Origin of the sequence: Streptomyces sp. NPDC096048, assembly GCF_044763415.1 — a bacterium.
Classification (GTDB): domain Bacteria; phylum Actinomycetota; class Actinomycetes; order Streptomycetales; family Streptomycetaceae; genus Streptomyces.
Window position 1 is genome coordinate 856884 of record NZ_JBIWGG010000001.1, and the last position, 18573, is coordinate 875456.

Genomic DNA, 18573 nt, shown 5'->3' on the forward strand with positions numbered 1-18573 from the left:
AACACGCCATTACAACGTGATCACTGACCAACGACTGCTTCCGGCCGCGTCTGCCTGCACATACGCGAAGACCCCGTTCTCAGCGTTTCCGCTGGTGACGGGGTCTCGGGCACACTTGCACAGTGTGCCCCCGGCAGGATTCGAACCTGCGCACACGGCTCCGGAGGCCGTTGCTCTATCCCCTGAGCTACGGGGGCGTGTCGGTCGCGGTCGGTGTTGCTCGCGGCGACGGGTAGAACACTACCAGCTCCCCCGGAGTGGTCATGAACGGGTTTTCGCGGGTCGTGCCGCCTCCCGGGCCCTCGGCCGAGGGGGCGTTGTCCCCCGCACGGGGTGGAAGTGGGGAAAACCCGGACGCGGTGGCCGGTCCGGACCTACTCTCGAGTTGTGCCTAGGGCGTCTGGCCGGGTTCTTGTTGTGGACGACAACAAGGTCATCCGGCAGCTGATCAGGGTCAATCTCGAGCTGGAGGGCTTCGAGGTCGTGACCGCGGCCGATGGTGCCGAGTGTCTTGATGTCGTCCATCAGGCGCGGCCCGACGTCGTCACGCTGGATGTGGTCATGCCCCGGCTGGACGGGCTCAGAACCGCCGCCCGGCTGCGTGCCGACCCGCGTACCCGGGACCTTCCGCTCGCCATCGTCAGTGCCTGTACGCAGTACGAGGTCGATGCCGGGTTCGCTGCCGGGGTCGACGCCTTCCTCTCCAAGCCCTTCGAGCCCGCCGAGCTCGTCGGCCTCGTGCGGCAGTTGGTCGAGCGGAGGGACGGCGGAGTCGGTGGGGGGAGCGAGGGGGCGGGGTCGGCCTCGGCTTTCCGGCCCGGCGTCCTCGGGTTCGCCGGGGAGAGCGAATCGCCTGCTCAGGCATAGTCGGCCGGGTGGTCGGTGCGAGGTCGGCACGAGACGCCACCACGTGAGTGGTCCGCCTTGTGGGCCCGCGCCCGCGCGGTTTCCGTCCATATCCCGGGACTGCCACAAACCGGTTCGCCTACCCACCCCCCTCCTCCCATACGCTTGACCCGTGACCCCCGTAGAGCTCTCCCGCACCGTGCTGCACGCGGTGCGTCGCGCTGTCGACGCGGGTGAGCTGAAGGTGACCGTTCCGGCGCGGGCCGTGGTCGCTCCGCCGGGGCCCGGAGGGTGCGGGGACTACGCCACCGGCATCGCCCTCCAGCTCGCCCGGCCGGCCGGGCAGCCGCCCCGCCGGGTCGCCGAGGTGCTGCGGCCGTATCTGGTGGATGCCGACGGCATCACGGACGTCGTCCTCACCGGGCCGGGGTTCCTCAACATCAGCCTCCACGGCACCGCGCCCGCCGACCTCGTCGCGGAGATCCTGCGGCACGGGCCCCGGTACGGGTACGCCGACGGGCTCGGAGCAGGGAGCGGCCGTGTCGTGCGGCTGCACTGCCCCCACGACCTTCGTGCGGTCGTCGTCGCCGAGGCCGCCGCGCGCATCCTGCGCTCGCAGGGTGCCCTCGTCCGCACCAGCTGTGTCGCTCCGCCCGAGCCCGAGTGGGCCGCCATCCTCGGCGTACGCGTCGACGCGGCCGGTCCGGCGCCCGCGGAGCTGCCGGTCGACGTCCGGCCCGTACCCGCCCCTGCCGACCCGCTGCCTCTCGGTCGCGACGCCGGTCGCTGGGCGCTGCTGCACCCAGCCGCCCACGATCGGCCCCGGATCGGCGACGAGCACCTCGTCCAGCGTGAGGGCAATCCGCTCTTCCGCGTGCGGTACGCCCACGCCCGCGCCCGCGCCCTCTCGCGCAACGCCGCCGATCTCGGCTTCGTCCCCGAACCCGGTCCCGTGTCCGGCACGGCGCGAAACGGCACGGCGCAGGACAGTGCAGCGCAGCACGGCACGGCGCAGGACGGCACGGTGCGGGATCTTCTCGTCGCCCTCGCCGACCACCCCCGCGTCCTCGCCGCCGCGGCGGAGCACCGCGCCCCCGACCGGCTCGCCCGGCACCTCGTCACCGTCGCCGACGCCGCGCTGCCCTTCCTGCCGACCGTGCTGCCGCGTGGCGGGGAGAAACCCTCGGCCGCCCACCGTGCCCGGCTGGCCCTCGCCGAAGCCGTCGGGGCGGTGCTGGCCGGCGGCCTGTCCCTCCTCGGTATCGACGCACCCGACCACCTCTGAGAGAGCACAGAAGACGCCATGAGCCGTTCCGCACACCCCGCCGGGCCCCGTCACGCCGACGTCCTCCCCGAGGGGCACTACTCCGCCCCGCCCGCCGACCTCAACGCCCTCGACCCCAAGGTCTGGGCCCAGACCGTCGAGCGGGACGCCGACGGAGTCGTCACCGTCGGCGGGATGGCCGTCACGCGGCTCGCCGAGGAGTACGGCACCCCCGCGTACGTCCTCGACGAGGCCGACTTCCGGGCCCGGGCGCGGGCCTGGCGTACCGCCTTCGGGGCGGATGCCGACGTCTTCTACGCGGGCAAGGCCTTCCTGTCGCGCGCGGTCGTGCGGTGGCTGGACGAGGAGGGGCTGAACCTCGACGTGTGCTCGGGGGGCGAGCTGGCCACCGCGCTCTCCGCCGGGATGCCCGCCGACCGCATCGCCTTCCACGGCAACAACAAGTCGCCGGAGGAGATCGAGCGGGCCGTGCGCGCCGGGGTCGGGCGGATCGTGCTCGACTCCTTCCAGGAGATCGTGCGGGTCGCCCACATCGCCCAGTCGCTGGGCACCCGGCAGCGCGTGCAGATCCGGATCACCGTCGGGGTCGAGGCGCACACGCACGAGTTCATCGCCACGGCTCACGAGGACCAGAAGTTCGGGATTCCGCTGGCCGGCGGGCAGGCGGCGGAGGCCGTGCGGCGGGCGCTCCGGCTGGACGGGCTCGAGGTCATCGGGATCCACTCGCACATCGGCTCGCAGATCTTCGACATGTCGGGGTTCGAGGTCGCCGCCCACCGGGTGGTCGGGCTCCTCAAGGACATCCGCGACGAGCACGGCGTCGAGCTGCCCGAGATCGACCTCGGCGGCGGGCTCGGGATCGCGTACACGAGTGACGACGACCCCCGTGAGCCGCACGAGATCGCCAAGGCGCTGACCGAGATCGTGACGCGGGAGTGCGAGGGCGCGCGGCTGCGTACGCCTCGCATCTCCGTCGAGCCGGGGCGCGCCATCGCCGGGCCCACCGCCTTCACGCTCTACGAGGTCGGCACCGTCAAGCCGCTCGACGGGCTGCGTACGTACGTCTCCGTCGACGGCGGCATGTCGGACAACATCCGCACCGCGCTGTACGACGCCGAGTACAGCGTCGCCCTCGTCTCCCGCGCCTCCGACGCCGAGTCCATGCTCGTACGCGTCGTCGGCAAGCACTGCGAGAGCGGGGACATCGTGGTCAAGGACGCCTTCCTGCCGGGCGACCTGGCGCCCGGTGACCTCATCGCCGTACCGGCGACCGGGGCGTACTGCCGTTCCATGGCCAGCAACTACAACCACGTGCCGCGTCCGCCCGTCGTCGCCGTACGGGACGGCGAGGCGCGGGTCATCGTGCGGCGGGAGACCGAGGAGGATCTGCTGCGTCTCGACGTCGGATGAGGTCGGGGTCGGGGTCGGGGTCGGGGGCGGCGGGGGCGAGGCCCGGCGGCGGCCATGGCGGTCACCGGACGTCCGTCCCGGGGACGCAAGATCTTTCGTCTTCCGGCCCTGCGGAAATGAAATAAACGTCTCACGATCCGGACGAAAGGCAGAAAATCCCGTCCGGTGCGTGAGACTGGTCCAACCGTAGACGGTATGAGGAAACGAGGTCGGATGATGCGTACGCGTCCGCTGAAGGTGGCGCTGCTGGGCTGTGGAGTGGTCGGCTCAGAGGTGGCGCGCATCATGACGACGCACGCCGACGACCTCGCCGCCCGGATCGGGGCCCCGGTGGAGCTCGCGGGCGTGGCCGTACGGCGGCCCGACCGGGTGCGGGAGGGGATCGATCCCGACCTCGTGACCACCGACGCCACCGCCCTGGTCAAACGCGGGGACATCGACGTCGTGGTCGAGGTCATCGGCGGTATCGAGCCCGCCCGGACCCTCATCACCACCGCCTTCGAGCACGGCGCCTCCGTCGTCTCCGCGAACAAGGCGCTCCTCGCCCAGGACGGCGCCGCGCTGCACGCCGCGGCGGACGCGAACGGCAAGGACCTGTACTACGAGGCCGCCGTGGCCGGCGCCATTCCGCTGATCCGGCCGCTGCGCGAGTCCCTCGCCGGCGACAAGGTCAACCGGGTGCTCGGCATCGTCAACGGGACGACCAACTTCATCCTCGACGCCATGGACACCACCGGTGCCGGCTACCAGGAAGCGCTCGACGAGGCCACCGCCCTCGGGTACGCGGAGGCCGACCCGACCGCCGACGTCGAAGGGTTCGACGCCGCCGCCAAGGCCGCCATCCTCGCCGGGATCGCCTTCCACACGCGCGTGCGCCTCGACGACGTGTACCGCGAGGGCATGACCGAGGTCACCGCCGCCGACTTCGCCTCCGCCAAGGAGATGGGCTGCACCATCAAGCTCCTCGCCATCTGCGAGCGGGCCGCGGACGGCGCGTCGGTCACCGCGCGCGTGCACCCCGCGATGATCCCGCTCAGCCACCCGCTGGCGAACGTGCGCGGGGCCTACAACGCGGTCTTCGTCGAGTCCGACGCCGCCGGGCAGCTCATGTTCTACGGGCCCGGCGCCGGCGGCTCGCCGACCGCGTCCGCCGTGCTCGGCGACCTCGTCGCCGTCTGCCGCAACCGGATCGGCGGCGCGACCGGACCCGGCGAGTCCGCGTACGCGGCGCTGCCCGTCTCGCCGATGGGCGACGTCGTCACGCGCTACCACATCAGCCTCGACGTGGCCGACAAACCGGGCGTGCTCGCCCAGGTCGCGACCGTGTTCGCGGAGCACGGTGTCTCCATCGACACCGTGCGGCAGTCCGGCAAGGACGGCGAGGCCTCCCTCGTCGTCGTCACCCACCGCGCGTCCGACGCCGCCCTCGGCGGTACGGTCGAGGCGCTGCGCAAGCTCGACACCGTGCGGGGTGTCGCCAGCATCATGCGGGTTGAAGGAGAGTAACCAGCAATGACCCACCAGTGGCGCGGAATCATCGAGGAGTACCGGGACAGGCTGCCCGTCTCCGACAGCACGCCCGTCGTGACGCTCCGCGAGGGCGGCACGCCGCTCGTGCCCGCGCAGGTGCTCTCCGAGCGCACGGGCTGCGAGGTCCACCTCAAGGTGGAGGGTGCGAACCCGACCGGGTCCTTCAAGGACCGCGGCATGACCATGGCCATCAGCAAGGCCAAGGAGGAGGGTGCGCAGGCCGTCATCTGCGCGTCCACGGGCAACACGTCCGCGAGTGCCGCCGCGTACGGGGTGCGGGCCGGGATGGTCTCCGCCGTCCTCGTGCCGCAGGGCAAGATCGCGCTGGGCAAGATGGGCCAGGCCCTCGTGCACGGCGCGAAGATCCTCCAGGTCGACGGCAACTTCGACGACTGCCTCACGCTCGCCCGCGCGCTCAGCGACAACTACCCCGTGGCGCTGGTCAATTCGGTCAACCCGGTGCGTATCGAGGGGCAGAAGACGGCCGCGTTCGAGATCGTGGACATGCTCGGCGACGCGCCCGACATCCACGTCCTGCCGGTCGGCAACGCGGGCAACATCACCGCGTACTGGAAGGGCTACAGGGAGTACGCCGCCGACAAGGTCAGCACGAAGGCGCCGCGCATGTGGGGGTTCCAGGCCTCCGGCAGCGCCCCGATCGTGCGCGGCGAGGTCGTCAAGGACCCGTCGACCATCGCCACCGCCATCCGCATCGGCAACCCCGCCTCGTGGGACTTCGCGCTCGCCGCGCGGGACGAGTCCGGCGGCGCCATCGACGAGGTGACGGACCGTGAGATCCTGCGCGCCTACCGGCTGTTGGCCTCCCAGGAGGGCGTCTTCGTGGAGCCCGCGTCCGCCGCGTCGGTGGCCGGTCTGCTGAAGGCCGCCGAGCAGGGCAAGGTCGACCCGGGGCAGCGGATCGTGTGCACCGTCACCGGCAACGGACTGAAGGACCCCGACTGGGCCGTCGCCGGCGCCCCGCAGCCGGTCACCGTCCCGGTCGACGCGGCGACGGCGGCCGAGCGGCTCGGACTGATCTGAGTCCGCGCCACTCCCACCGGCGTACGAGGGCGTAAGCGACGTCCAGCCGGGAAAGTCATTTATGGGGGGTGCACAGGGGGCTTACGACACGCATCGTGCGCCTCCTGTGCGCCCTATGTCGCCACAGAACCTTCCTTCGATAGGCTGTACCCGAACCCGCCTGCCGCATATGCCGCTCAGCCGCGCCGGCAGCGGCGGCCACCGAGGGTTCCGTACGTCATCGGATGTCAGTCGTCGAATGTCATTCGACAAAAACCCACGCAGCTCAAGGAGAGTCATCAAGCGATGGCCGGTCCAGCGTTCCGCGCCGCCGCCGTCCGGGTGCGCGTCCCCGCCACCAGCGCCAATCTCGGCCCGGGCTTCGACGCCCTCGGGCTCGCGCTGGGCTTGTACGACGACGTGGTCGTCCGGGTGGCCGACTCAGGGCTGCACATCGACATCGCGGGCGAGGGCAGCGAGACGCTGCCGCGCGACGAGAAACACCTCCTCGTCCGCTCCCTGCGCACCGCCTTCGACCTCCTGGGCGGACAGCCCCGCGGCCTGGAGATCGTCTGCGCCAACCGCATCCCGCACGGCCGCGGCCTCGGCTCCTCCTCCGCCGCCATCTGCGCCGGCATCGTCGCCGCACGCGCGGTGACCATAGGCGGCGAGGCCCGCCTCGACGACGCCGCGCTGCTCGACCTCGCCACCGAGATCGAGGGCCACCCGGACAACGTGGCGGCCTGTCTGCTCGGCGGTTTCACCCTGTCCTGGATGGAGTCGGGCGCCGCCCGGGCGATCAGGATGGAGCCCTCCGATTCCATCGTTCCGGTGGTTTTCGTGCCCGGGAAACCGGTACTGACGCAGACCGCGCGAGGACTGCTCCCGCGCAGCGTCCCGCACGTCGACGCCGCCGCCAACGCCGGCCGCGCCGCACTGCTCGTCGAGGCGCTCACCAGGCGCCCCGAGCTGCTGCTGCCGGCCACCGAGGACCGCCTGCACCAGGAGTACCGCGCCCCGGCCATGCCGGAGAGCGCGGCACTGGTGGAACGGCTGCGCGGCGACGGCATCCCCGCGGTGATCTCGGGAGCCGGGCCCACGGTGATGGCACTGGCCGACGCCGACACGGCCGACAAGGTCGAGGCGCTGGCCGGGACGGACTGGGCGGCCAACCGGCTCAGCCTGGACCAGCAGGGCGCGAGCGTCCTGCCGCTGGCAACCACCGGCGACATTTAGACGCGGACGGTTGCCGGATTTCGAGAGGGGGAATGTTTGTTGGATCCGGTAGTGTTAATCTCAAGTCTGCACCCGACCCCACCATGGCGAGGTGCCTCGTGTCCCCGTCCGGGACAGACATTCTTCCGGGAGCCCCCCAAGCCGCATTGTGTGCTGGATGTCGTACGTGATCAGTAGATCTGTACGGCCGACACGGACACTGAGCGGCCCGCCGGGCACGTTTCGGAGCCGGTGCGACCACGCCGCATGACACAGACACTGGGTGCCACGGCTAGGGGAAGCGCCATCACCAGATATCTCTTCCGCCGTTCAGGCGGACCACCGCCCCGGCACGGTTCACACAGCAAGGACCGATGCCGGACAGCACAACCGGTCGCCGAGCCAGACAGGCCGACGTCCGCTCCAGGGAAGGACCCTTCGTGAGCGACACCACCGATCTGATGGGCGCACGTGTCGAGGAGACCGCTGCCGCGCCCTCCACGGACGCCTCCGCGCCTGCCGCCGGTGCCGGCTCCCGGCGGCGCCGCGGTACCGGCCTCGAGGGCATGGTGCTGGCCGAGCTGCAGCAGGTCGCATCCGGCCTCGGCATCAGGGGCACCGCGCGGATGCGCAAGAGCCAGCTGATCGAGGTCATCAAGGAGGCGCAGGCCGGGGGCGGAGCCCCCGCCAAGGCCGCGCCCGCCGCTGCGGACGCCGCCGGCGAGACCAAGCCGAAGCGCCGCAGCACCTCCCGGTCCCGTACGGGCGACGAGGCCCCCGCCGAGAAGGCGGAGAAGGCCGGCAAGGCCGAGAAGAAGGCCGACAAGACGGCCGCCGACAAGGCCGCCGCCCAGCAGCAGATCGACATCCCCGGCCAGCCGTCGCCCAAGGTCGCGCCCTCGGCCGACCAGGCCGGCGCTCCCGCCGACGACGCCCCCTCCGAGCGCCGTCGTCGCCGGGCCACCGCCGACGCGGGCAGCCCGTCCGCCGCCACCGAGACGGTGGCCGTCGAGACGAAGAGTGAGCCGAAGGCCGATTCCTCCGCCCAGCAGCAGTCGCAGGGCCACCAGCAGGGCCAGGGCGACGCCCGTTCCGACGGTGAGGGCGGCGAGGGCCGCCGCCGCGACCGTCGTGACCGCGGCGACCGCGACCGTGACCGTGGTGGTGACCGTGACCGCGGCGACCGCGGCCGCGACCGCGACCGCCGGGGCAAGGGCGACGACCAGCAGAACCAGGGCGGCGGTCAGCAGCGCCGGCAGCAGGGCGGCGGGCAGGACCGTCAGCAGCAGGACGACGACGATTTCGAGGGCGGCCGTCGCGGCCGTCGCGGCCGCTACCGGGACCGCCGTGGTCGCCGTGGGCGCGACGACATCCAGCAGGAGCCGCAGATCAACGAGGACGACGTCCTCATCCCGGTCGCCGGCATCCTCGACATCCTCGACAACTACGCGTTCATCCGGACCTCCGGCTACCTGCCCGGTCCCAACGACGTGTACGTCTCCCTCGCCCAGGTCCGCAAGAACGGCCTGCGCAAGGGCGACCACCTCACCGGTGCCGTGCGCCAGCCCAAGGAGGGCGAGCGCCGCGAGAAGTTCAACGCGCTGGTGCGCCTGGACTCCGTCAACGGCATGGCGCCCGAACACGGCCGCGGACGGCCGGAGTTCAACAAGCTCACGCCGCTGTACCCGCAGGACCGCCTCCGCCTGGAGACGGACCCCGGCGTCCTCACCACCCGCATCATCGACCTCGTCGCGCCCATCGGTAAGGGGCAGCGCGGTCTGATCGTGGCCCCGCCGAAGACCGGCAAGACCATGATCATGCAGGCGATCGCCAACGCGATCACGCACAACAACCCCGAGTGCCACCTGATGGTCGTCCTGGTCGACGAGCGTCCGGAAGAGGTCACCGACATGCAGCGGTCGGTGAAGGGCGAGGTCATCTCCTCGACCTTCGACCGTCCGGCCGAGGACCACACCACGGTCGCCGAGCTGGCCATCGAGCGCGCCAAGCGCCTGGTGGAGCTGGGTCACGACGTGGTCGTCCTGCTCGACTCGATCACCCGTCTGGGCCGTGCGTACAACCTCGCCGCCCCGGCCTCCGGCCGCATCCTGTCCGGTGGTGTCGACTCGACCGCCCTGTACCCGCCGAAGCGCTTCTTCGGTGCGGCCCGCAACATCGAGGACGGCGGCTCGCTGACCATCCTCGCCACCGCCCTGGTGGACACCGGGTCCCGCATGGACGAGGTCATCTTCGAGGAGTTCAAGGGCACCGGCAACGCCGAGCTCAAGCTCGACCGGAAGCTCGCCGACAAGCGCATCTTCCCGGCGGTGGACGTCGACGCGTCCGGCACCCGCAAGGAAGAGATCCTGCTCGGCAGCGACGAGCTCGCCATCACCTGGAAGCTGCGCCGGGTGCTGCACGCCCTCGACCAGCAGCAGGCGATCGAGCTGCTCCTCGACAAGATGAAGCAGACCAAGTCGAACGCCGAGTTCCTGATGCAGATCCAGAAGACGACTCCGGCGCCCGGCAACGGCGACTGAGTCGCAGCCGCCCCACTCCGGCGCGGACCGAAGTCCCGCCCCGTCACACAGGTGACGGGGCGGGACTTCCGCCTTGTAGGATCAGCGCACTGCGGTGGGGGGGAACGTATTTTCGGATGCGCCCACGGGGCGATTCGTGCTGCCTTCACGGGCCTGCGCCCGACGGCTCTTCTCTCCTGCGAGCAGCCACATCGACAGGAGACCTGAGTGACATCCACTCCTCGAAGAGCCCGCCTGGCTTTTCCCGCGGCCACGGCCGCACTCGCCCTGTCGGGCGCGGTCCTCGCGGCCGCCCCCGCCCAGGCGACCGGCACGACCCCGGCCCCGCCCCAGCCGACCGTCACCGAGCAGCCCGCGCCCTCCCGCGCCGAGCTGCTGCGGCGGATCCAGGGCTCCGGGGCCGCGCTGGAGGGCGACACCGCCACCGCTCCCGGGCAGCCGAAGCCCACGCCGAGCGCCGAGGACCCGTCCCGCACCGTCGACCCGAAGATCATCGGCGGCAAGGACGCGACCATCTCCGAGGCGCCGTGGATGGTGCAGCTGCACTACTACGACGACAAGGGCACCACGGGCACCGCCGACGACGAGGGCTACTTCTGCGGCGGCACCCTGGTGGCCCCGGCGAAGGTCCTCACCGCCGCGCACTGCGTGTACGGCCTGGACTGGGCGGCGAACGGAGTGATCGTCGCCGGCACGGCCAAGCTGCCGGAGGGCAACGACCTGCACGGCGGCCGGGTCGCCGGCGTGTGGCGCCAGTGGGTCAACCCCACGTACAAGCCGAGCACCATCGCGGGCGGCGACCTCGCGGTGCTGACGCTGACCGAGGCGCTGCCGTACAAGACGCTCCGGCCGACGTCGAGCGGCGACACCGCCTCCTACGCCAACGGCACCCCGGCGACGGTGTACGGCTGGGGGCGCACCAGCTCCACCAGCCAGGACATCTCGCCGATGCTGAAGAAGGCGACCGTGCCGATGCGGTCGGACGCCACCTGCACCTCGTACTGGGGCTCCGACTTCGTGGCCGGCCAGATGGCCTGCGCCGGCAACCCGGCCGCCGGACAGGACGCCGGCACGGTCTCCCCGTGCAACGGGGACTCCGGCGGCCCGCTGGTGGTCAACGGCCGGATCGCCGGGGTCGTGTCCTGGGGCGTCAAGGACTGCGTCGCGTCGGGTGCCTACGGCGTCTACGCCAAGACCCGCTCCTACGTCGGCGAGGTCAACGCGCGCGTCGACGACACCGACCTCGACTTCGACGGTCTCGCGGACCTCTTCGTCCGCACGCCCGGTGGCAAGGCCTACGAGTACTACTCGCTCGGCAACCGGTGGCCCTACCTGGGCGGTCGCGTCGAGCTGGGCGACTGGAGCGGGCTGAGCCTGGTGCGCCAGGCCGACCTGGACCGCGACTTCTACCAGGACTACCTGTACCGCACCCCGGACGGCGTGCTGTACACCTTCGCGTTCAACGGCGACGACCGCTACGAGTCGATCCGGGTCGGCGGCGGCTGGAACGTCATGAAGGACATCCGCGTCCCGGGCGACCTGTCCGGTGACGCCCTGCCCGACCTGGTCGCCAAGGACAAGTACGGCGTCCTGTGGCTCTACCCGGGCAAGGGCAACGGGCTCTTCGGCACCCGCGTCCGGATCGGCGGCGGCTGGTCCGCGTACACGATCACCGGCAAGGGCGACTACAACCGCGACGGCAGGTCCGACCTGCTGGCGCGGGACGGCTCCGGTGTTCTGTGGCTGTACCCGGGCACCGGCAAGGCCTCCCCGGCGCTCGGCGCCCGGAGCAGGGTCGGCGGCGGCTGGTCCGTGTACAACGCCTTCGCCACCGCCGGTGACGTCACCGGCGACGGCAGGCCCGACCTGCTGGCCCGGGACAAGTCCGGGGTGCTGTGGATGTACAAGGGCACCGGTGGGACGGGTTCGGCGACGTTCCAGACCCGCAGCAGGGTCGGCGGCGGCTGGGGGGCGTTCAACCTCTTCGGCTGATCCCGCCGGGACCGCCCGATTCCGTGCCAGGGGCCGCCTCCGTCCAGGGGGCGGCCCCGCGCGTTGCGATCTTCACCACATGAGCCGGTGCCGCCCCGGTCCGTGGGTACTCGGGCGCGTGCCCGCGGACACCCAGGTCAAGGCCGCGAGTACGCCCACGCCGAGTACGTTCCGTGACCATTTCCCCACCCGGCCGCCACAGACCGTTGTGCAACCCTGTCCCGAGTTCCGCCGTCTCAGCTACGGAGGGACGATGGTGAGGTACCGGCGGAAATCCGCCGGAGCCGACCGACCCGACCCTGAGCGCAGGGGGTAACCGACCGGACGAACACCCGAGGAGCACATGTCCGCCGAGAGCACGCCGGATCCCGCGATACCCGGCCCCGGGGAGTCCCGCACCGCCGACTCCCGCCGCCGGGGCAAGGGCCGCCGCCGCAGGCCCCGCGCCAAGCGGCGCAAGGCACTGCTCGTCGCGGCCTGGAGCGCCGCGGGCATCGTCGTCCTGGGCGGCACCGGAGCCGGAGTCCTGTTCTTCAAGCTCAACGGCAACCTCACGAGCGTCGACATCGACCAGGTCCTCGGGGCCGACCGGCCCGAGAAGGCCGACAACGGCTCCGAGAACATCCTCGTCCTGGGCTCGGACACCCGCTCCGGAGGCAACAAGAAGCTCGGCGGCGGCGCCGACGACGGCACCGCCCGCTCCGACACGGCGATGATCGTGCACGTCTACCAGGGCCACAAGAAGGCCAGCGTCGTCTCCATCCCGCGCGACACCCTCATCGACCGCCCCGAGTGCACCGACACCGACGGCGGCGAGCACCCCGCCGCCGACGACGTGATGTTCAACTCCGCCTACGCCACCGGCGGCGGCGCCTGCGCCGTGAAGACCGTCGAGTCGATCAGCGGCCTGCGCATGGACCACTACCTGGAGGTCGATTTCAGCGGCTTCCAGCGGCTCATCGACGACCTCGGCGGCGTCGACGTCACCACCACCGAGGCGATCAAGGACCCCGACAGCCACCTCGACCTGCCGGCCGGCACCCACACGCTCGACGGCGAGCAGGCCCTCGGCCTGGTCCGCACCCGGCACGGCGTCGGCGACGGCTCCGACCTCGGCCGCATCCAGCTCCAGCAGGCCTTCGTCAAGGCCCTGGTCGACCAGGTCAAGGACATCGGCCTGCTCGGCAACCCCAAGAAGCTGTACGACGTCGCCGACACCGCCACCAAGACCATCACCACCGACTCCGACCTCGGCTCGGTGAACTCCCTGATGTCCTTCGCGAGCGGCCTCAAGGGCATCGGCGCGGCCAACATGAACATGGTCACCTTGCCGGTCGTGTACGACCCGGCGGACCCCAACCGGGTCCTGCTGGAGGAGGCCAAGGCGGACCAGGTCTGGAAGGCACTGAAGAACGACGAGCCGATCCCCGGGAGCGCCACCGAGGGTACGGCGACCGGCGGGGCCAAGGGCGTCGTGAACGCCGCGGAATAGATGACGGCGGCCCCCGGTTTTGGGAGTAGACCCCAGTCCTGGCAGACTGGTACGTCGGCCCCGGTTCACGCTCCCGCATCCCGCGGCAGCGACCCGGCGCCCTCCCGGAACAGTAGGAGACACCTTGAAGCGCGACATCCACCCCGAGTACGTCGAGACGCAGGTCAGCTGCACCTGTGGCGCGTCGTTCACCACCCGCAGCACCATCGAGTCCGGCACCATCCGGGCCGAGGTCTGCTCCGAGTGCCACCCGTTCTACACGGGCAAGCAGAAGATCCTCGACACCGGTGGCCGCGTGGCCCGCTTCGAGGCCCGCTTCGGCAAGGCTTCCGCCGGCTCCAAGAAGTAGCGAGCCCCCAATCGCCGGTCCACGGCCGCGCCCCCAGCCGGGGGAGCGCCGGGACCGGCGTTTTTGGTCGCCCGCCGCCTTCCCCTTCCCAAGCAGTAGCAGGAGCCCAAGATGTTCGAGGCCGTCGAGGAACTCGTCGCCGAGCACGCCGACCTGGAGAAGAAGCTCGCCGACCCGTCGGTCCACTCCGACCAGGCCAACGCGCGCAAGCTGAACAAGCGATACGCCGAGCTCACCCCGATCGTCGCCACGTACCGCTCCTGGAAGCAGACGGGCGACGACATGGAGACCGCGCGCGAGCTGGCCGCCGACGACCCGGACTTCGCCGCCGAGGTCAAGGAACTGGACAAGCAGCGCGACGAGCTCACCGAGAAGCTCCGCCTCCTGCTCGTCCCGCGCGACCCCAGCGACGACAAGGACGTCATCCTCGAGGTCAAGGCGGGCGCGGGCGGCGACGAGTCGGCGCTCTTCGCCGGGGACCTGCTGCGCATGTACCTGCGCTACGCCGAGCGGGTCGGCTGGAAGACCGAGATCATCGACTCCACCGAGTCCGAGCTGGGCGGCTACAAGGACGTCCAGGTCGCCGTGAAGACCAAGGGCGGCCAGGGCGCCACTGAGCCCGGACAGGGCGTCTGGGCGCGGCTGAAGTACGAGGGCGGGGTGCACCGCGTGCAGCGGGTGCCCGCGACCGAGTCCCAGGGCCGTATCCACACCTCCGCGGCCGGCGTGCTCGTCACGCCCGAGGCCGAGGAGATCGACGTCGAGATCAACCCCAACGACCTGCGCATCGACGTCTACCGGTCCTCCGGACCCGGCGGCCAGTCCGTCAACACCACCGACTCCGCGGTGCGCATCACGCACATTCCGACCGGAGTCGTCGCCTCCTGCCAGAACGAGAAGAGTCAGCTGCAGAACAAGGAGCAGGCGATGCGTATCCTGCGCTCCAGGCTGCTCGCGGCGGCACAGGAGGAGGCGGAGAAGGAGGCCGCGGACGCCCGGCGCAGCCAGGTCCGCACCGTCGACCGCTCCGAGAAGATCCGTACGTACAACTACCCGGAGAACCGCATCTCGGACCATCGCGTCGGCTTCAAGGCGTACAACCTGGACCAGGTCCTGGACGGCGACCTCGACCCGGTGATCCAGGCCTGCGTCGACGCGGACTCGGCGGCCAAGCTCGCCGCCGCCTAGGCCTCGCAGCCGCATCCGTACGCCCATACCGGACGAACAGCTCAGCCCCGGAGGACCAGCGTGGCGCAACTTCACGGGGGGCGACCCCCGAACCCCCGCAGTGTGCTGCTCGCGGAGGTGGCCCAGGCCACCCAGCGGCTGGCCGACGCCGGCGTGCCCTCGCCGCGCACCGACGCGGAGGAACTCGCCGCGTATCTGCACGGCGTCAAGCGGGGCGAGCTGCACACCGTGCCGGACGCGGACTTCGACGCCCGGTACTGGGAGGTCGTCGCCCGCCGTGAGGCGCGCGAGCCGCTCCAGCACATCACCGGCCGCGCCTACTTCCGCTACCTGGAGCTCCAGGTCGGCCCCGGCGTCTTCGTGCCCCGCCCCGAGACCGAGTCGGTCGTCGGCTGGGCCATAGACGCCGTGCGCGCCATGGACGTCGTCGAGCCCTGCATCGTCGACCTGTGCACCGGCTCGGGCGCCATCGCGCTCGCCCTCGCCCAGGAGGTGCCGCGCTCGCGCGTGTACGCCGTGGAGCTGTCCGAGGACGCCCTCAAGTGGACGCGGAAGAACATGGAGGGGTCCAGGGTCGAGCTGCGCCAGGGTGACGCCCTGACGGCCTTCCCGGACCTCGACGGCCAGGTCGACCTGGTCGTCTCCAACCCGCCGTACATCCCGCTCACGGAGTGGGAGTACGTCGCTCCCGAGGCCCGCGACCACGATCCCCAGCTGGCCCTGTTCTCCGGCGAGGACGGCCTCGACCTGATCCGCGGACTGGAACGCACCGCGCACCGCCTGCTGCGCCCCGGCGGCGTGGTCGTCGTCGAGCACGCCGACACCCAGGGCGGCCAGGTGCCGTGGATCTTCACCGAGGAGCGGGGCTGGGCCGACGCGGCCGACCACCCCGACCTCAACAACCGCCCCCGCTTCGCGACGGCCCGCAAGGCGCTGCCGTGAGCACCACCCCGACTTCGACCCCGCAGTACGTGTACGAGGAGGCCCGCTGATGGCACGGCGATACGACACCAACGACGCGACCGACCGTGTGACCGGTCTGCGCGAGGCCGCGTCCGCCGTCCGCCGTGGCGAGCTCGTGGTGCTGCCGACGGACACGGTGTACGGCATCGGCGCCGACGCGTTCTCCTCGGAGGCCGTCGCCGACCTGCTGGACGCCAAGGGCCGGGGCCGCAACATGCCCACGCCCGTCCTCATCGGCTCCCCGAACACCCTGCACGGCCTGGTCACCGACTTCTCCGAGCTGGCCTGGGAGCTGGTCGACGCCTTCTGGCCGGGCGCCCTGACGCTGGTCGCCAAGCACCAGCCGTCCCTCCAGTGGGACCTCGGCGACACCCGCGGCACGGTCGCCGTCCGCATGCCGCTGCACCCCGTCGCCATCGAACTGCTCACCGAGTTCGGCCCCATGGCCGTCTCCTCCGCCAACCTCACCGGCCACCCGGCGCCGGAGGACTGCGACGCCGCCCAGCAGATGCTCGGCGACTCCGTCTCCGTCTACCTCGACGGCGGCCCCACCCCCGGCAACGTCCCGTCGTCCATCGTCGACGTGACCCGCGAGGTGCCCCTGCTGCTGCGCGCGGGCGCGTTGTCGGCCGAGGATCTGCGCAAGGTGGTACCCGACCTCGAGGTGGCGAATTGACGGCCCCTGGGACGGGGCGTGGCATAGGCAACGGGGAACGCGCCGCGGAGATCACGACGACGTTCGTCGGCCTGCCGCGCGACAGCTTCCGCATCCTCCACGTCAGCACCGGCAACGTCTGCCGCTCGCCCATCACCGAGCGGCTGACCCGGCATTTCGTGAAGGAGCGGCTCGGCGTGCTGGGCGGCGGCCTCATCGTGGAGAGCGCGGGCACCTGGGGCCACGAGGGCGCGCCCATGGAGACCAACGCGGAGACGGTCCTCGCCGATTTCGGCGCCGACGCGGCCGGCTTCACCGGGCGTGAGCTGCTGGACGAGCACGTGATCCGCGCGGACCTGGTGCTGACCGCGACGCGGGACCACCGCGCCCAGGTCATCTCCATGGGGCACTCGGCGGGGCTGCGCACCTTCACCCTCAAGGAGTTCACCCGCCTGGTGAACGCCATCGACCCGGCCACGCTGCCCTCCCTGGACGAGGGCTTGGTCGCGCGTGCGCGTGCCCTGGTGCGCGCGGCGGCGGCTCTACGCGGGTGGCTGCTGGCGCCGACGGCCGAGGCGGACGAGGTGTACGACCCGTACGGGGCGCCGCTGCCGTTCTTCCGGTCGATCGGGGACGAGATACACCAGGCGCTGGATCCCGTGGTGACGGCGCTCACGGGGGTACCCACGAGGACGTGAGGGGCGCGACGGCCGAGCGCACCGCCGGTGCCGGGCCTACATTGGTCGTACGTCACCGTCGACGCACGCCCGGAGCGCATCATGTCGGTCACCCACGACGTCCTTGAGGCCGATGACAGCACGCTGGGGGTCCTGCTGCGCCAGGACCCCCAGCTGGCCGAGATCCTGCTCGCCGAACGCCGCCGGCAGTCGACGACCCTCCAGCTGATCGCCGCCGAGAACTTCACGTCCCCCGCCGTGCTGGCCGCCCTCGGCTCCCCGCTGGCCAACAAGTACGCCGAGGGCTACCCGGGCGCCCGGCACCACGGGGGCTGCGAGATCGTCGACGTCGCCGAGCGGCTCGCCGTGGAGCGGGCTCAGGACCTGTTCGGCGCCGAGCACGCCAACGTGCAGTCCCACTCCGGCTCCTCCGCCGTCCTGGCCGCCTACGCCGCCCTGCTGCGCCCCGGCGACACCGTCCTCGCCCTCGGCCTGCCGTACGGCGGCCACCTCACCCACGGCTCGCCGGCGAACTTCTCCGGCCGCTGGTTCGACTTCGTCGGCTACGGGGTGGACGCGGAGACCGGGCTCGTCGACCACGACCAGGTGCGCACCCTGGCCCGTACGCACCGGCCCAAGGCGATCGTGTGCGGCTCGATCGCCTACCCCCGCAACCTCGACTACGCCTTCTTCCGCGACGTCGCCGACGAGGTGGGCGCCTACCTCGTCGCGGACGCCGCCCACCCGATCGGTCTGGTCGCCGGGGGAGCGGCGCCCAGCCCGGTGCCGTACGCCGACGTCGTGTGCGCCACCACGCACAAGGTGCTGCGCGGGCCGCGCGGCGGCATGCTCCTGTGCGGGGGCGAACTGGCCGAGCGGGTCGACCGGGCCGTCTTCCCGTTCACCCAGGGCGGCGCGCAGATGCACACCATCGCTGCCAAGGCGGTCGCGTTCGGCGAGGCGGCGACGCCGGGGTACGCGGCGTACGCCCATCAGGTGATCGCCAACGCCCGCACCCTCGCGGCCCACCTGGCCGCCGAGGGACTGGTCGTCACCACCGGCGGCACCGACACCCACCTGATCACCGCCGACCCCGCCCCGCTGGGCGTCGACGGGAGGACCGCGCGGGGCCGGCTCGCGGCGGCCGGGATCGTCCTGGACTGCTGCGCGCTGCCGCACGCCGACGCCCGCGGACTGCGCCTGGGCACGGCGGCCCTCACCACGCAGGGGATGGGGGAGCGGGAGATGCGGGCGGTGGCCACCCTGCTCGCGGAGGTGCTCCGGGGCGGCACGGACGCCGCCGCGGCGCGGGACGACGTACGGGATCTGGTCACGGAATTTCCGCCGTACCCGGACTGAGGCGGGGTAGGCGCACACGGATGCACAGCCACACGTGCAACCATCGTCGCTA

15 protein-coding genes and 1 tRNA gene are annotated in these 18573 nt (G+C 71.7%); 15 read left to right on the forward strand and 1 reads right to left on the reverse strand.

Annotated elements, in window-relative coordinates:
* Window positions 1–125: 125 nt before the first annotated feature.
* Window positions 126–197: transfer RNA gene (locus ACIQ6R_RS04110), tRNA-Arg, on the reverse strand.
* 190 nt (window positions 198–387) lie between these two features.
* Between ACIQ6R_RS04110 and ACIQ6R_RS04115 the strand changes: the two genes are divergently transcribed.
* From ACIQ6R_RS04115 to glyA, 15 genes are all read left to right on the forward strand, one after another.
* On the forward strand, window positions 388–867 hold the full coding sequence (locus ACIQ6R_RS04115; protein ID WP_404218562.1) for a response regulator: 480 nt from the start codon (window positions 388–390) through the stop codon (window positions 865–867).
* 151 nt (window positions 868–1018) lie between these two features.
* Window positions 1019–2131: an ArgS-related anticodon-binding protein NrtL gene (gene nrtL / locus ACIQ6R_RS04120; RefSeq protein ID WP_404218564.1), complete on the forward strand. Its 1113-nt coding sequence runs from the start codon at window positions 1019–1021 to the stop codon at window positions 2129–2131.
* Window positions 2132–2149: 18 nt separating this feature from the next.
* The gene (gene lysA / locus ACIQ6R_RS04125; RefSeq protein ID WP_404218566.1) at window positions 2150–3541 is read left to right on the forward strand and encodes a diaminopimelate decarboxylase; all 1392 of its coding nucleotides are present in this window, start codon (window positions 2150–2152) and stop codon (window positions 3539–3541) included.
* Between the two features lie 213 nt (window positions 3542–3754).
* The gene (locus tag ACIQ6R_RS04130; protein WP_193776523.1) at window positions 3755–5047 is read left to right on the forward strand and encodes a homoserine dehydrogenase; all 1293 of its coding nucleotides are present in this window, start codon (window positions 3755–3757) and stop codon (window positions 5045–5047) included.
* A 6-nt stretch (window positions 5048–5053) separates the two neighbouring features.
* A complete protein-coding gene (gene thrC, locus ACIQ6R_RS04135; RefSeq protein WP_404170455.1) occupies window positions 5054–6112 on the forward strand; it encodes a threonine synthase in 1059 nt (352 codons plus the stop codon).
* Window positions 6113–6397: 285 nt separating this feature from the next.
* Window positions 6398–7327 (forward strand): homoserine kinase, encoded by a 930-nt coding sequence (gene thrB / locus ACIQ6R_RS04140; protein ID WP_404170457.1) that lies wholly within the window; start codon window positions 6398–6400, stop codon window positions 7325–7327.
* Window positions 7328–7746: 419 nt separating this feature from the next.
* On the forward strand, window positions 7747–9846 hold the full coding sequence (rho, locus tag ACIQ6R_RS04145; protein ID WP_404218568.1) for a transcription termination factor Rho: 2100 nt from the start codon (window positions 7747–7749) through the stop codon (window positions 9844–9846).
* A gap of 207 nt (window positions 9847–10053) precedes the next feature.
* Complete coding sequence (locus ACIQ6R_RS04150) at window positions 10054–11838, forward strand: trypsin-like serine protease (protein ID WP_404218570.1); 1785 nt, start codon at window positions 10054–10056, stop codon at window positions 11836–11838.
* Window positions 11839–12181: 343 nt separating this feature from the next.
* A complete protein-coding gene (locus ACIQ6R_RS04155) occupies window positions 12182–13330 on the forward strand; it encodes an LCP family protein (protein WP_404218572.1) in 1149 nt (382 codons plus the stop codon).
* A 124-nt stretch (window positions 13331–13454) separates the two neighbouring features.
* Window positions 13455–13679, forward strand: coding sequence for a 50S ribosomal protein L31 (gene rpmE / locus ACIQ6R_RS04160; protein WP_003973638.1), 225 nt, complete (start codon window positions 13455–13457; stop codon window positions 13677–13679).
* 111 nt (window positions 13680–13790) lie between these two features.
* Window positions 13791–14867, forward strand: a complete 1077-nt coding sequence (gene prfA / locus ACIQ6R_RS04165; protein WP_386316729.1) for a peptide chain release factor 1 — start codon at window positions 13791–13793, stop codon at window positions 14865–14867.
* Window positions 14868–14969: 102 nt separating this feature from the next.
* Window positions 14970–15809, forward strand: a complete 840-nt coding sequence (gene prmC / locus ACIQ6R_RS04170; RefSeq protein ID WP_386316731.1) for a peptide chain release factor N(5)-glutamine methyltransferase — start codon at window positions 14970–14972, stop codon at window positions 15807–15809.
* A gap of 49 nt (window positions 15810–15858) precedes the next feature.
* Window positions 15859–16506 (forward strand): L-threonylcarbamoyladenylate synthase, encoded by a 648-nt coding sequence (locus ACIQ6R_RS04175; RefSeq protein ID WP_404170469.1) that lies wholly within the window; start codon window positions 15859–15861, stop codon window positions 16504–16506.
* On the forward strand, window positions 16503–17183 hold the full coding sequence (locus ACIQ6R_RS04180) for a protein-tyrosine-phosphatase (protein WP_404170472.1): 681 nt from the start codon (window positions 16503–16505) through the stop codon (window positions 17181–17183). Before ACIQ6R_RS04175 ends, ACIQ6R_RS04180 begins: the two co-directional genes overlap by 4 nt.
* Before the next feature lie 81 nt (window positions 17184–17264).
* Window positions 17265–18521: a serine hydroxymethyltransferase gene (glyA, locus tag ACIQ6R_RS04185; RefSeq protein WP_404218574.1), complete on the forward strand. Its 1257-nt coding sequence runs from the start codon at window positions 17265–17267 to the stop codon at window positions 18519–18521.
* The last annotated feature ends 52 nt before the right edge of the window (window positions 18522–18573 follow it).